Genomic DNA, 15,015 nt, shown 5'->3' on the forward strand with positions numbered 1-15,015 from the left:
TTTAACGAAACGTTTCGTTGTGTCACTCGTTCAAATCAGCATATATAAATATACCGAATTTTCGGTGATCCGTCAATAGTTGATTTCAAATTAGTTTCATTTTTTGGCCGCGAGGTTTCAATTGGTACATTTGGATTAGCATCAAGGTAAATAAAAAGCAGGACTCAACGGAGTCCTGCTCAGTACATAAATGTCTATTTCAGTTCTGGTGCATCGGTCTTGTACAAGTTCATTGTTGACTTACCATCGTTCTTAGCTTCGATGCTGGTTGGTTTTTCCTTCTGGGCTTTCTTCAAATTATCGAGGGCTTTCGTGTATTGATAAGTAAAGTCTTTCCGATTAACTTTCTTAAAGCCTTTAGGGGTATAGAATCGCAACAAGTCACCCCAAATGACCCGATCAGACAACGACAGTTCAGTCGTGACGTGGTTTTGAATACTTGCAAGCTGACGTTTCTGTTTGGCGTTTGGCTTAATTTGCTTCCCTGTCTTGGTCAAGTAAACATCGCCACCTGCCTTGGTATATTCTGGCGTGACAAAGTCACCATCTCTAAACGCAACTCTTTGGTCATGCTGTTTGGATAATAAATCAGTTCCAAACTGAATCGTATTGTTGTTCTTGTCCCCTAGCAGATGAAGAATCGTTGGCAATACGTCAATCTCACCACCATAAGTATGGTTAACGCCACCTTTAAGACGAGGCGAATGAATCATAAACGGAACCTTCTGGAATTGAGCAAGATCATAGTTGTTAATGGACTTTTTATGAAGTAGTTGGGCAATCGCAGGTCGATGGTTGTTGGAAATACCATAGTGATCACCATAAACCACGATCATACTATTTTTGCTCAACCCGGTACGTTTAAGATAATTCATAAATTCAGCAAATGCCTGGTCGAGATAATGGGCAGTTTGCACATAAGGATCAACAGTTTGGTCCCCTGTCTTTGTGGCAGGGAAATCAGTGTTTTGCTTATCCAGCAAATATGGATAATGGTTGGTTAAAGTAATGAGCTTTGCATAGAATGGCTGCGGCAACTGCTGAATATAGTTGGCTGCGTCCTTGAAAAATATCTTGTCTTTTAATCCGTAGCCGACACTATATGACGGCTTGGTCTTATAGTATTCGGAACTGAAGAAATAATCGTATCCCCATGACTTATAAGTACTGTCACGGTTCCAAAAGCTTGGAACATCCCCATGGAAAGCGGCAGTTGTATATCCGCGTTGATCCAAGATAGCCGGTGCCGCCTGATAAGTATTTTGAGCACCATATGTGACCATTGCGGAGCCCTGTGGTAATCCATAAAGTGAATTTTCAAGCATCATTTCGGCATCAGACGTTTTCCCTTGGGCCACCTGATGATAGAAATTATCGAAACCAATGGTGTGGCGGTTATGGAAGAATGCATTCAAATGAGGGGTGACTTCTCGCCCGTCGACTTTATAATCAATCAAAAATTGCTGGAAACTCTCTAGATGAATAATAAAGACATTCTCACCCTTTGTCTTGCCAAAATAAACCGGATTGGCTTTGGCACGACTATGATCAAGGTATTTCAAAATACTATCCATATCGCTGGCTTTGGCCTTTGACTGAGTGGCCGACTCTTTTTGAGTCTGATAGATATTAAATGCCGCATATTCATTAAGGCCAAGATATTTAACAATATAATTATTATCAAACGTTCTGGTTAACAATCCCGAGCGATCCATGTTGGCCAGGCCGTACTCACCGCCCATCAAGAGAAACGAAATAGCCGTAATCAATAGCGCATAACGTTTCTTAAAGGGCTCGGCATCAATTTTGATAATATGAAATGCCAACAAAATAACCAGAATCACAATATCCAGGAAAATGAAGAAGTCACTAAAATGAATGATCTCAGCTAAACTCTTACCAAGGTTATTTTGAACATTGCCACTTCCCTTGATGATCCCCAAAGATAGGAAATCGGAGAACTCACGGTAATAGACAATGTTAGCAAATGCCCAGATACTCTCCAGGGTATCGATAATCATCATCAGCCAATATGACAATCGGCCACTGAAATAAAGCGCAATTCCAAAAGTCAGAAGTGCGGCCGGAATTGGATTGATCGCCAAAAGGAATTCCTGCATACCTCCTTTGACACCCAAAGTAAATTTGGTCTGATATGCAATGTAAGTCTTAATACAAAACAAAATGACAATCAGCAAGAAAAAGCCAATTCTTGTGTTTATAAGATTTGAAAAACGATATTTCTTATCCGTTAACATTCCTGTTCCTCCAAATTTTTCCAATAGTCGTTTACTTGATCCGATTATCGGAATCATCAACTTTATCTGGTTTGATTAATAAAGCACCGGCCCCAGCAGCCATTCCAAAGTAATACGTTAAAATTCTCCAAATAATCATTGCCAATACTAATTTACTGTTGCTTGAAATAAAACTGTGAAACAGTGATTCAAAGCTAAACTCAGCTCCACCGGAACCACCAGGAATTGGGAACAGTGAAATAATCATAACGATCATGATATGTAAACTGGTAACCATAATCACATTCACACCGGTATATCCCAAGGACAGCATAATGAAGTATGGAATTAAGTAATAAAATAAAAGTTGGAAGAATGTAAGGGCAACAACCTTTAACAACAACTTAGGCTGTCGACCGATCCTGACACTCTCTTCAAAAAGATTGTCAATCTTCGAATACATCGTTTCGCGCATTGAATAGAACTTTTCGTCCTTTACAAACCATTTTACAGGATGAAAAAGCAATGTGGCCAACTTTTTTGTAAAAGAAGGCCAATACATAATCATCAATAGCCCAACGATAACGAAGAAGTGAATCAAAAAGCCAAAGATGACAAACAATGCCAGAAAATGTAATTTACTGGCAACAAAATGAAATCCAATGATTAAACTAATAAAAAAATTGACCACAATCATGGCCTGATAAACCACAAATTTCATCAATAAAGCCGAGCTGGCACGACCGCCATCAACCCCAGTCTGGAGCATGACGATTAATTGACCGGGCTGGCCACCGGATGAAAATGGTGTGATCCCGTTAAACAATTGCTCTACCAGCGGCACACGAATCGCATCTTTAAAAGTAAAATGTTCAACTCTATTGGAGACCAATACCTTGGTAATGACTCCTTCGATCAATAAGTATGCACAAATACAGAAGAAAGCGACTAAGATCCACCAGGGATTTAAAGTAAACAAGTCATGGATTAACACGCTTAGTTTAACGTCCCGCATTGAGTATGCAATAATTGCAATCCCAATGATCACCATCGCTAAGAGGGTAATTTTATTATTTCGTGACATTATTAACCTTCCTTGGACTGTTGATTATAAAAATCATACCAAACCTTTGCCAGATGGTCTTCAGAATAACGCTCACTGGCAATCGTGGTCTGCTTCTTTAAATCTGCCAATTTGTCAGGGTTCAAAAGGAGCTCATGAAGTTGATCATTCATCACACCTTCGTCGGCAGCTGCAAGATAATACCCGTTAATGATAGATTTGTAGAGGTCCAAATCCCGCAGCATGACTGGGGTGTTGGTTGAAAATGCCTCCAGGACAGACATTGGAAACAACTCATTAAAGGATGGCAGTAAAAACAAGTCAGCCATATTGTAATATTGAACCATTTTTGAACGGTCAATAATTCCCGGGAATGCTAAATTACTGGGAGGATCCTTAACGATCTTTTCCAGATCAGCATAGCCTTCGGTAATTTTTCCAAATGAGAAGCCACCCGTCCAGATAAATTGAACATCAGGGTTTTGCTTTGCCAGTTTGACGAAATCCAAGACGCCCTTTCGCGTTTGGATTTGTCCGCTGCCAAGAACGGTAAACCGATCCGGATCGTATCCGTGCTTGATGCGCAAAGTCCGTTTTGTCCGGTCATCAACATCATAGAATTCATCCTTGCTGACAAAGTTTGGAATATAGGTAATTCGCTCTTTAGGAATTCCATAACGTTCGAGCTTTGGAATAAACGATGGATTAACCACAACGATATGGTCCATCCGTTTGTAAAAAGCAATCACATACCTGTAAAAGATTGATTTGAATGGTTGAGGGATTTTGAGACTGCCCTCCAAAGTTTCAGGAATGAAATGGACGTACCCGATTTTTCGACCGCGCTTCTTGGAAAATGTTGAAAGATAAAAGCTGGGATTGATCGTATGGTAATGGCTAATATCCGCAGGGGCATAACTATTAATTTTAATGATAAAGTCATTGGGAAAATGTTCTTTCAACATCCTGACCAGCTCTAAATATGCACTGCCGACTCCCTGACCTTTTACCTTGTCTGCTGTTGAGAACATATTAATCTTTAACATACAAACTCCTTATGGAAAATTCTACTCGATGTTGGTTGTTGCATCGTCCTGCAGTTCTTGGGCAACGACGACCGAACGATAAAAATCAATTACCCGATTGCCAAATGTTTCTGCAGAAATAGCGGTTAGCTTTTTCTGTAAGATCTGTTTGGCTTTTGGTGTTTGGGTATTCACTTCGTGTTTCAGGTAATGGGCAACGATCCCCACAAAGTCATCATCTTGATCAAAAGTCTGACCAAGCGTTTCCGAGCTCAGTAAGCTGTTCGTATAATCACTTGCCGAAACAACGACCGGAAGCCCGGCTGCCATGGCTTCAATATATGTGAGTCCTTGTGACTCGGACTTGGAGGTCGATACAAAGACGTCACATGCCCGATAAAATGCATTGACGTGGTCATTTTCAACTTCTCCAGTGAAAATAACGTGATCATCCAACTGCAATGCGTGAACTTGACTCATTAAATCATCTTTGGCGGGACCATCCCCAACAATCATCAAGATGGCATTGGGAATTTCGTCCAGTATTTTCGGTAAATAATCAATGATTTCAGAGATGTTTTTCTCATACGCCAATCGGCTGATTGAAAGCATCAACGGTGTATCTTTTGGAATATGATACTCTTTTCGAATATCAGTCTTAATTTCTTTGGCGTACATATTAATATCAATTCCGGTTGGGATAATCCGCATTTCACTTTTAACACCGTAATCCGTGAGCTTATCCAGCACTCGATCGCTTGGAGCAATTACTCCGGACAAGTGATAACAAAATGCCAAGGTTCCCTCTTTCACATGAACCGGCTTGAGAAGCTTACCATTAGCGACATAATGCAAATAATCCTCATACATCGTGTGATAGGTATGGATGCAGGGAATGTTCAAATTCTTAGCTACAAACTTACCAATCATCCCCATCGAAAATTCAGTTTGGGTATGAACGATATCAAGATTGAGTTCTTTTGCAATTTCATAAGCTTGAAACAGGCCCCGAACAGCAATCCGACGGTCCGTAAATGAAATGAAGGGAATACTTGAGAAGCGGAAAATATTTCGTTCATAAGTATCCTTATCAACATGGGGGTCGGTGGTGGTAAAAATATAGACTTGGTTGCCCTGACGTTCAAGCTCGTTTTTAAGTGTTTTAATCGAGGTTGCAACACCGCTTACCTGTGGAAAATATGTATCTGTAAAAATTCCGATATTCACGGCTGACACCCCTTTCTACCAAAATCGGTTTTCCCGCGATTTTAAATGCACAATCACGTTGCTAAACCGTGTGGACACGTAGTCCCACAATCATTGTAATTATATTTGTTTAGTTCTGGTATTGCAAACCGCCAAAATAAAAAGAACAAGCCGGTAATAGACGGTCTAACGCCCTTAGCAGCTTGTTCTTTAAGTTATTTATAAATCTATTGTTGACTGTTAGTGGCTTGGTGAATAAATGCAGTAACTTCTTCAGTGGTGCTGGCCATGGTAACGGCTTTATTAGCCAACGTAACCATCTCTCTGGAATCAAGGTGTTTAATCAACGCTCTTGATTTGAGGATTGACGAAGCACTCATTGAAAATTCATTCAACCCCATTCCGACCAAAATCGGAATGGCCATTTGATCGCCAGCCATTTCCCCACACATGTATGCGGGTAAATTGTTATCATGGCAGGCATCAATGATGTGTTTTACCAACCGTAAAACCGCTGGGTTATATGGTTGGTATAGATATGAAACCATGCGGTTGCCGCGATCGGCTGCCATGATGTACTGGATCAAATCATTGGTCCCAATACTCATGAAGTCAACTTCATTGGCAAATTGATCCGCCAATATGGCAGCAGCCGGAACTTCAACCATAATCCCAATTCTAATGGGTTTAACCCGAACTTTTTCACGAATCAATTTGATTCGTTCCTGGTCAAGGATGCTCTTGGCCTTTTTCAACTCATTAATCGTGGTAATCATTGGAAACATGATTGACAGGTTGCCAAAAGCCGATGCCCTTAATAACGCCCGTAATTGAGTTCTAAAGATCTCAGGTTTGTCCAGACTCATCCTAATGGCACGGTAACCCAAAAATGGATTAGCCTCCTTAGGAACATCCAAATAAGGCAGATCCTTGTCGCCACCAATATCGGCCGTTCGAATAATCACCGGCTTGTGGTCCATCTTCTCTAAAACAGTTTTGTAAACATTGAATTGTTCGTCTTCAGTTGGCAGATGGTTGGAATCCATATATAAAAACTCAGTTCTAAATAAACCGATTCCTTCAGCACCATTTTCAATTGCGCCGTCAAGATCGTCTAAAGTCCCAATGTTGGCAGCGATAATTGGATGCTTACCATCGGAAGAACTGGTTGTTTCATTCTTGAAATTGGCCAGCTGACTTCTTCTCTTACGATAATCAACCTGCTTTTGGGTAAACTCATCCTTTTGAGCTTCAGTCGGATTTACAATGATATTACCGGTTGACCCATCCACAATGACTGTGTCACCATTTTTGATTTCGGAAAGATCGCCTTTGAAACCAACGACTGCCGGAATCTCCAAAGATCGTGACATAATTGCCGAATGAGAAGTCCGGCCTCCCATATCAGAGACAATGCCCTTAACGTACGTTGGAACAAACTGGGCAGTGTTGCTGGGAGTCAAATCGTGAGCAATAATAATGACTTTATGATGAATTAGAGCGGGATCAACTAAGGGAACCCCCAGCAAATGACTTAATACCCGCTTGGTAACATCACGAATATCAGTTGAACGCTGCCGAATGTACTCGTTATCTGTCATTGAATTGAAGATTTTGATGTACCCGTCGGAGACTTTGTTCATTGCATACTCGGCGTTTACCTTTTCTTTTTCAATGGTGGATTTAACCCGATTAAGCATCTCGGGATCAGATAAAATCGTTACATGAGCTTTAAAGACCCCAGCTTCATTGCTGCCGAGGTCTTCGAGGGTTCTTTGTTGAATTGTTAAAAGCTCGTCTTTTGAGACATCAATAGCCGCATAAAGCCGCTTAATTTCATCAGAGGCATTCGTAATGCTCCGCTTCTTGAAGCTAAGATCAGGTTCAGTTAACCGAAATGCAGATGCAATGGCAACGCCATCACTTGCGGCAATCCCCTTAAACTCTTTCATGAAATTATTCAGTCAGTCCTTCTGCTTTCATTGTTTCACTAATTGCATCAATTGCTTCTTTTTCGTCATCGCCATCTGCAGTAATTGTGACTGCAGCACTTTGGCCAACACCAAGAGACATAACTCCCATAATTGACTTCAAGTTAACTGACTTTTCTTGATACTCAAGTGTAATGTCTGAGTTAAACTTGCTTGCTGTTTGAACCAACAGTGTTGCTGGACGTGCATGAATTCCTGTTTCTGCAATGATATTGTATTGACGTTTTTCCATTATTAATCAATCTCCTCTGATAAGATTATAAAATTTGATGATGTTGCTCAAAATGTAAATTAGTTCTTTACTTAATTAAGAATAGCAATATATAGGCGAAAATACAAGTTTAAACTTAACCGCTTACAGGGTTTTTAAGAAGTTTTTTTCTTATCGTCATGCTCATAGACATAAGTAATTAAACCACCCTCGGTTGCTGAACCGATTACCCGCTTTCGATGGTCAAAATTCATGTACGCTGTTTGAAACTGCATAAAGGTTTCAGGCTTGACTTCAAGCTTGTCAATCTCACCGGATTCAAGCTTTTCCAATAGTTGGGCATAATCAATCTTTTCTTCTGCGATAACACTCATCTCCTCTCAAATTCACTGAAGTTCAATTACTTGATTACAAATAATCATGTTGTATAATTTAAATCAAAGGTCAAAGTTGGTCAGTAACTTTAGATTCTCCTTGTCCTTTTATTTCTATATTAAAGGAGGAAAGCAATTAATGCTATGTCAAAATTGCCATAAGAACCCAGCAACGATTCACTTATACACGAATGTGAATGGGCAAAAGCAAACCATTAACCTTTGCCAAAATTGCTATCAACTCCTATCCAATAAACAACGTAATACAGGAGGTGCTCAAAATATGGCTCAAGATCCATTCGGTTTTGGTGGATTGGATGACATTTTACGTGCTATGCAAGGCGGAAACGTTGACCCTACCAATGGTCAACAAGTGCCACCAACCCAACCAATGGGACCAAACAATGGCGGTCCCAACAGACCTCGGACAGGCGGTCAAGGAGGCAATTCCCTTCTTGGTCAATACGGAATTAACCTGACTCAACTCGCCAGAGATGGCAAAGTTGACCCTGTCATTGGTCGTGACAATGAAATTCAACGTGTCATTGAAATTCTGAACCGCCGGACAAAGAACAACCCCGTTTTAATTGGGGAAGCCGGTGTTGGTAAAACTGCTGTTGTTGAAGGTTTAGCCCAAGAAATTGTTTCGGGCAACGTTCCTTCCAAACTTCAAAATAAACAGATTATCCGTCTTGACGTGGTTTCACTTGTTCAAGGAACAGGAATCCGTGGTCAATTTGAACAAAGAATGCAGCAATTAATCAAAGAAGTCCAAGACAATCCAGACATCATCCTATTCATTGATGAAATTCATGAAATTGTTGGTGCCGGAAACGCTGAAGGCGGCATGGATGCCGGAAATGTTCTCAAACCAGCATTGGCTCGTGGAGAATTCCAACTGATCGGTGCTACCACATTAAAAGAATACCGTGATATCGAAAAGGATTCAGCTCTGGCTCGTCGTTTACAACCCGTTACGGTTGATGAACCAAGTCCAGAAGAAGCCGTTAAGATTTTAAAGGGTATTCAAAAACGTTACGAAGATTATCACCACGTTAAGTACACCGATGACGCCATTCAAGCAGCCGTTAAGCTGTCTGACCGTTATATTCAGGATCGTTTCCTTCCTGATAAAGCCATCGATTTACTTGATGAAGCCGGTTCACGAAAGAATTTGACCATCAATGCCGTTGATCCTCATACGGTTGATGAAAAAATTCAAAACGCTGAAAAGCAAAAGCAGGCCGCTCTTAAGAGTGAAGATTATGAAAAAGCCGCCTACTACCGTGATCAGGTTACCAAGCTTGAAAAAGCCAAGACAAACGACACCGTTGATTCAGCAGATACCCCAAAGGTAACTGCCAAAGATATGGAAAAGATTGTTGAAGAGAAGACTGAAATTCCAGTTGGCGAATTACAGACCAAGGAACAACAACAACTTCGTAATTTGGCCCCTAACCTTGAAAAACACGTTATCGGTCAAAATGAAGCTGTCGAAAAGGTTGCTCGGGCAATCCGTCGTAACCGGGTTGGTTTCAACGGAACCGGCCGTCCAATCGGTTCATTCCTGTTTGTCGGCCCTACTGGTGTTGGTAAAACAGAAATGGCCAAGCAGCTAGCTTATGAACTGTTTGGTTCAAAGGATGCCATGATTCGGTTTGACATGTCTGAGTACATGGAGCCACATTCAGTGGCTAAGCTGATCGGTTCGCCTCCTGGCTATGTTGGGTACGAAGAAGCTGGTCAGTTAACTGAACAAGTTCGTCGCCACCCATACTCATTGATTTTGCTTGATGAAGTTGAAAAGGCTCATCCTGATGTTCTTCATATGTTCCTGCAGATTCTTGACGATGGTCGTTTGACCGATAGTCAGGGACGAACAGTTTCATTTAAGGATACCATTATTATCATGACTAGTAACGCCGGTCAGGGTAATGCCGAAGCCAACGTTGGTTTTGGTGCAGCTGCAAGCGGAAAGACTCATTCAATTATTGATAAATTGACTGATTACTTCAAGCCTGAGCTGTTGAACCGTTTTGACGATATCGTTGAGTTCCATTCACTTTCAAAGGACAATTTGATGAAGATTGTTTCTCTGATGATTGATGACGTCAACGGGATGCTCAAACAACAAGGATTGCAAATCAACGTCACTGATAAAGCAAAAGCCAAATTAGTTGATTTGGGTTACAACCCTGCAATGGGTGCCCGTCCACTTCGAAGAGTGATTCAAGAACAAATCGAAGATAAAATTGCCGACTACTATTTGGATCACGAAACTGCTGCAACATTGACAGCCGATGTCGATAGTAAAGGTAACATCGTTATCAAGAACGAAGCGAAGGCAAAAGCAAAACCTTCAACCGACACAAAACCTGATAAAAAAGATTCAGACAAATAATCATTAACCAAAACGACCAGGGATTTCGATCCTTGGTCGTTTTGTAATACATAAGGAAATATAAATTAAGCGGAATTTGGCTTGAGCCCATGCGCTTTATGCTATAATTTTTATTAGAAGATTCTAGATGGGAGTATAAATCGATGAAGTTTGTGGATTGGCTGAAACAAAAATTAAATACGTTTGTGTCACCACAATCGCCTGCGCATGCAACGAGACGAAACCGGCGTCGAGACTACCATCAACGAAAGCGTTGGCATATGCGTGAGGCTGAACCGGAAAATGACCAGACTTCTGAAATGGCCAGTGAGTCAAATAATGACGAACGGGACGAACAAATCGAAAAACCGGATGTGGTGATTGATGCCGAACCCATCGATTCAGCCCCCACTGAACCTGCTCCGGCACTGAATTCAAACGTCACCTTCTTTTATGTTGATGAAGATGGCCAGCCAATCAAAGAACCTGACATTCTTAACGGATGCAGCGGTCAACGGGTATCAATTCAGCTGCCAAGTTTTAAAAAGTATTATTTGGTTTCAATCGAGGACTTCTCCAGTTATTTCGAAGACTTCGATCAACAAGTGACTTTAAAATACGCTTTAAAGGAAGGCCTGCCGGTTCTAATCTATTACCTGGATATTGATACCGGAAAAGTCCTTCACCGCGTTAAAATCATCTCCGATAAGCTTGGTAAAGCCTATGATATTCACGCCGAAGCCATCAACGACTATCGGGTGATCAATAACACTGGCCAAACGTATGGCTATTTTGATGAACGAACTCACGGGGTTATTTTTTATTATCGCCGGGTTGATTGGAAAACGGTCCAGCGGGTTGAATATTATGTTCGACTAAAAGCCGCCCACAAAGTATTTAACGAACCGAATGGGAAAGTTTTGAAGACCGGTTTGCCGGCAAATGTCATCACCCAAATTTTTGCCCGGATCGATACCACCGACAATCAGAGCTGGTTAAACATTGGCGGCTTCGAGTGGATCAAAAATGCTGAACTCGAGCCTAGTGATCCGCCAACCAACCATCTGATTCCCCCAATTACCAAAACATCCAGAAACCCCGTGATGTTGTTTGGAACAATTGACTTTGTACCCGGACGGTCAGTCGAAGTATTCGACGAACCCTACGGAAACAGTGTCGGAGCTCTTGAAAACGGCAGCCGGATTTCTATCAAAGCCCGGATTGTGGATGATCAGGGATTGATCTGGTACGAGTTGGCTGATCAATCAATCATCTTTAATGAATATGTCCGTGTTGATGAATAAATGAATTAAAAAGTGGCTGGAATCCTTATATTGGATTCCAGCCACTTTTTAATTTTGTTTCATTTGATCAGAAACTGCATTAGGATGCGTCAATCCTTCAGCATCTCATTAACTTCTACAGGTTCTTATCCATATTAAATGTCAGCTTGGACAATGTCAGTCCCTTTTCAATCAATTGATGACTGAAGTGCTCAGTGGCAAGCCGCATCATTTTAACAACTTCATGGTTTTGTTCAGTGAGATAGCTTGTCAATTCGTCACCTTTCAAACCTTTGCTCTCATCAATCGTGTTTTGAACGTGACGACGCAACTTTTCTTTGGCGTCGGTTAAGAAATCAACATCGTCTTGAATAAATTCAGAATAATGTGATTCAACCAGCATTGAAAGCTTTCGATACATCCAGTATGCACTGACATCATCGCAATGGACCGGTGTCTTGGAATAAGTATCATCAGTATCGGTTGCGTTGGCAAAGAACGGAACGTATGGTGAAAATGCCGGTACACCGAAGCATAACCACATGATCGCATTGCTATTGTTCTTAACGTCATTTCGAATCTGCAAAACATGTGAGTTTTGGGTCCGATTCATTGAAATTGGACGGAACAAAGTCTTGGTATCTTCGTGACCTCTGCTAAATGGATCATAAGGGGTTTCGTTGTAATGTGAGCTCAAAATATACTCAACATCTTCGACACTGATCTTATGGTCAGTATGGCAGATGAATGGCAGGTCGGAAGAAGTTGGTGACTGTTCGATTTCTGGATTCAGATACTTTTGACCGAACCAAACACGTGGGGTGTTATAGTGACGGTCTTTTTCGTTATCGGTTCCAAAAATATGACGGAAGTTAAAGCCCTTCTTATCAGTATTTAAGTGATACTTTTCAACGAATTTCTGAATTCCATCAGAATACATAAAGTTATCCGGATCATCAAAATCAACTTGTTGAATCGCAACCTGGTTGGCAGCAATGGCATAAGCATTATCAGGAATTCGTTGAGCAACCCAGTGATGACCAGTCACAATTTCCATGTACCAAACTTCATTGTTATCACTGAATAACACACCGTTACCTTCAGGTGAGCCATATTTTTTGATCAGTGCGCCGAGGTATTTAACCCCATCACGAGCTGAGTCAATGTATGGTAAAACCATTGATTGCAAAGAATCTTCTGCTAATCCGTCTTCAACCAATGGATCAAAGGCAAGAGCCCGTTCATTGCCATAAACACTTTCAGTGGCACTCATCGCAACGTTCTTTTCGTTAAAACCACTTTCAGCATAGACGCCTTCCTTATCAACCTCGACGTTGGGTGTTAATGAATAACGATAAGCTTTCTTTGGGAGTGGTGCCTTGAAACCATTTTGGTTTGAAGCCCATTCGCCTTTTTGATCATTAACGGCTGGTTCAACGTAGAATCGTTGAGGAGTTAACGGCAAGAATGTATCGTCATTTCTGGCGATCATTGTTGAACCGTCGATTGAAGCTTTCTTACCTACAAGAACTGTTGTACATGCTGATAAATGTTTGGAAACCATCATATCTCTTCTTTCAAAGTTTAATTATAGTTTAGCAGTTAATTTAACATCCGGATACTTATCTTTGAACCAACGCAGTGCAAATTCGTTTTCAAATAAGAACAACGGATTGCCGGCGCGATCCTTAACCAGCAGGTTCCGAGATGATGACATCTTTTCATCCAGCTGATCAGGATCAATCCAACGGGCAATTTTATGACCCATTGGTTCCATGTTAACTTCAGAATTATATTCGTTCTTCATTCTGAATTGGAACACTTCAAACTGCAGTTGGCCAACGGCTCCCAAAATGTAGTCGTTAGTGGTGTAAGACTGATAAAGCTGAACGGCCCCCTCTTGAACCAGTTGGTCAATTCCTTTATGGAATGACTTTTGCTTCATCACGTTCTTTGCAGAAACTCTGACAAACAACTCTGGGGTAAATTGAGGCAGCTTTTCAAATTCAACTTTCTTCTTACCCGTATAAATGGTGTCGCCAATCTGGAAGTTTCCGGTGTCGTACAGGCCGATAATATCGCCGGCAACGGCAGTTTGAACGTTCTCACGGGTATTGGCCATGAATTCGGTCACGTTAGACAGTCTGAGCTTCTTTTGGGTACGATAGAGGTTAACGTCCATCCCCTTCTCAAACTCGCCTGAGCAGACCCGTACGAAGGCAATTCTGTCCCGGTGATTAGGGTTCATGTTGGCTTGAATTTTGAATACAAAACCGGAGAATGTATCGTCATCGGGTTCAATCACTTCACCGCCCTCAGTCTTGTGGGCACTTGGAGCCGGTGCGTACTTCAAATAGGCGTCAAAAAACGTCTTGACTCCGAAGTTGACCAAAGCTGAGCCAAAGAATACCGGTGTCATATCACCTGTGGCAATTTTGGCTTCATCAAATTGATTTCCGGCCATATCCAAGAGTTCAATGGCATCCTTGGCATCTTGAAATTGTTCATCTTCGGCCAGCTTATCATTATCAATTGGATCATTCTGATCATCCAAATCAACAATTTGAGTCGGCTTATTATCTTTATCATGATTATAAAGTTCAACGTTATGGTTATAACGGTCAAAAATTCCGGTCAGGGTCTTCCCCATTCCGATTGGCCAGTTCATTGGATATGCTTCAATTCCCAAAACATTTTCCAATTCATCAACCAAGTCCATTGGGTCACGGCCATCACGATCAAGTTTGTTCATAAAAGTGAAGATCGGAATACCACGCATTTTACAAATTTGGAATAATTTCTTGGTCTGAGGTTCAATACCCTTGGCAGAGTCAATGACCATGACGGCTGAATCAACGGCCATCAAAGTCCGATAAGTATCTTCAGAGAAATCCTCATGTCCAGGAGTATCCAAAATATTAATTCGCTTACCACCATAATCAAACTGCATGACTGAACTGGTAACGGAAATTCCACGTTTTTGTTCAATTTCCATCCAGTCTGATTTGGCAAAGTTACCAGTCTTTCGAGCCTTAACGGTTCCGGCTGAACGGACAACGCCTCCGAACAAGAGCAATTGCTCAGTGATGGTCGTTTTACCGGCATCAGGGTGAGAAATAATCGCAAATGTGCGACGGGTGCTGTCTTCCTTATCTAATTGTTGGGTATTCATGTTTACTTCCTTTCAGACGAGTCAATAACTAATTAATTTTAACACGTTTCAGCCAACTCTCCTAGAACCATCC

At 41.3% G+C, this 15,015-nt stretch carries 11 protein-coding genes; 2 read left to right on the forward strand and 9 right to left on the reverse strand.

Going from position 1 to position 15,015, the window contains the following annotated elements; genetic code table 11:
• Positions 1–194: 194 nt before the first annotated feature.
• The 7 genes from LKE01_RS02325 to ykzS form a co-directional block, all read right to left on the reverse strand.
• Positions 195–2,258 (reverse strand): LTA synthase family protein, encoded by a 2,064-nt coding sequence (locus LKE01_RS02325; RefSeq protein WP_056983150.1) that lies wholly within the window; start codon positions 2,256–2,258, stop codon positions 195–197.
• A 31-nt stretch (positions 2,259–2,289) separates the two neighbouring features.
• Positions 2,290–3,321 (reverse strand): lysylphosphatidylglycerol synthase transmembrane domain-containing protein, encoded by a 1,032-nt coding sequence (locus LKE01_RS02330; RefSeq protein ID WP_056983152.1) that lies wholly within the window; start codon positions 3,319–3,321, stop codon positions 2,290–2,292.
• 2 nt (positions 3,322–3,323) lie between these two features.
• A complete protein-coding gene (locus tag LKE01_RS02335) occupies positions 3,324–4,346 on the reverse strand; it encodes a glycosyltransferase family 4 protein (protein ID WP_054769438.1) in 1,023 nt (340 codons plus the stop codon).
• A gap of 21 nt (positions 4,347–4,367) precedes the next feature.
• Entirely contained in the window at positions 4,368–5,552 is a 1,185-nt protein-coding gene (locus LKE01_RS02340) for a glycosyltransferase family 4 protein (RefSeq protein WP_054769439.1), read from the reverse strand.
• Between the two features lie 206 nt (positions 5,553–5,758).
• Positions 5,759–7,483 (reverse strand): phosphoenolpyruvate--protein phosphotransferase, encoded by a 1,725-nt coding sequence (ptsP, locus tag LKE01_RS02345; protein ID WP_056983154.1) that lies wholly within the window; start codon positions 7,481–7,483, stop codon positions 5,759–5,761.
• 4 nt (positions 7,484–7,487) lie between these two features.
• Positions 7,488–7,754, reverse strand: a complete 267-nt coding sequence (locus tag LKE01_RS02350; protein ID WP_054769440.1) for a phosphocarrier protein HPr — start codon at positions 7,752–7,754, stop codon at positions 7,488–7,490.
• A gap of 134 nt (positions 7,755–7,888) precedes the next feature.
• Positions 7,889–8,098: a protein YkzS gene (gene ykzS, locus LKE01_RS02355; RefSeq protein WP_082619769.1), complete on the reverse strand. Its 210-nt coding sequence runs from the start codon at positions 8,096–8,098 to the stop codon at positions 7,889–7,891.
• 148 nt (positions 8,099–8,246) lie between these two features.
• Here ykzS and LKE01_RS02360 point away from each other — a divergent pair, with 148 nt between their 5' ends.
• Positions 8,247–10,508, forward strand: coding sequence for an ATP-dependent Clp protease ATP-binding subunit (locus LKE01_RS02360; protein WP_056983159.1), 2,262 nt, complete (start codon positions 8,247–8,249; stop codon positions 10,506–10,508).
• A gap of 143 nt (positions 10,509–10,651) precedes the next feature.
• The gene (locus LKE01_RS02365; protein ID WP_056983161.1) at positions 10,652–11,791 is read left to right on the forward strand and encodes a MucBP domain-containing protein; all 1,140 of its coding nucleotides are present in this window, start codon (positions 10,652–10,654) and stop codon (positions 11,789–11,791) included.
• A 115-nt stretch (positions 11,792–11,906) separates the two neighbouring features.
• Here the strand turns inward: LKE01_RS02365 and LKE01_RS02370 are convergent, their stop codons facing one another.
• The gene (locus LKE01_RS02370) at positions 11,907–13,337 is read right to left on the reverse strand and encodes a C69 family dipeptidase (protein ID WP_056983163.1); all 1,431 of its coding nucleotides are present in this window, start codon (positions 13,335–13,337) and stop codon (positions 11,907–11,909) included.
• 21 nt (positions 13,338–13,358) lie between these two features.
• Positions 13,359–14,942, reverse strand: coding sequence for a peptide chain release factor 3 (locus tag LKE01_RS02375; RefSeq protein WP_056983165.1), 1,584 nt, complete (start codon positions 14,940–14,942; stop codon positions 13,359–13,361).
• Positions 14,943–15,015 lie beyond the last annotated feature (73 nt).

The sequence above is a fragment of the Lentilactobacillus kefiri genome, from assembly GCF_007989105.1.
Classification (GTDB): domain Bacteria; phylum Bacillota; class Bacilli; order Lactobacillales; family Lactobacillaceae; genus Lentilactobacillus; species Lentilactobacillus kefiri.

Coding starts and splice junctions, on each gene's coding strand:
- LKE01_RS02365 (WP_056983161.1), top strand. CDS start 10,652: ATGAAGTTTGTGGATTGGCTGAAACAAAAATTAAATACGTTTGTGTCA.
- LKE01_RS02330 (WP_056983152.1), bottom strand. CDS start 3,321: ATGTCACGAAATAATAAAATTACCCTCTTAGCGATGGTGATCATTGGG.
- LKE01_RS02370 (WP_056983163.1), bottom strand. CDS start 13,337: ATGATGGTTTCCAAACATTTATCAGCATGTACAACAGTTCTTGTAGGT.
- LKE01_RS02360 (WP_056983159.1), top strand. CDS start 8,247: ATGCTATGTCAAAATTGCCATAAGAACCCAGCAACGATTCACTTATAC.
- LKE01_RS02350 (WP_054769440.1), bottom strand. CDS start 7,754: ATGGAAAAACGTCAATACAATATCATTGCAGAAACAGGAATTCATGCA.
- ptsP (WP_056983154.1), bottom strand. CDS start 7,483: ATGAAAGAGTTTAAGGGGATTGCCGCAAGTGATGGCGTTGCCATTGCA.
- LKE01_RS02325 (WP_056983150.1), bottom strand. CDS start 2,258: ATGTTAACGGATAAGAAATATCGTTTTTCAAATCTTATAAACACAAGA.
- LKE01_RS02335 (WP_054769438.1), bottom strand. CDS start 4,346: ATGTTAAAGATTAATATGTTCTCAACAGCAGACAAGGTAAAAGGTCAG.
- LKE01_RS02375 (WP_056983165.1), bottom strand. CDS start 14,942: ATGAATACCCAACAATTAGATAAGGAAGACAGCACCCGTCGCACATTT.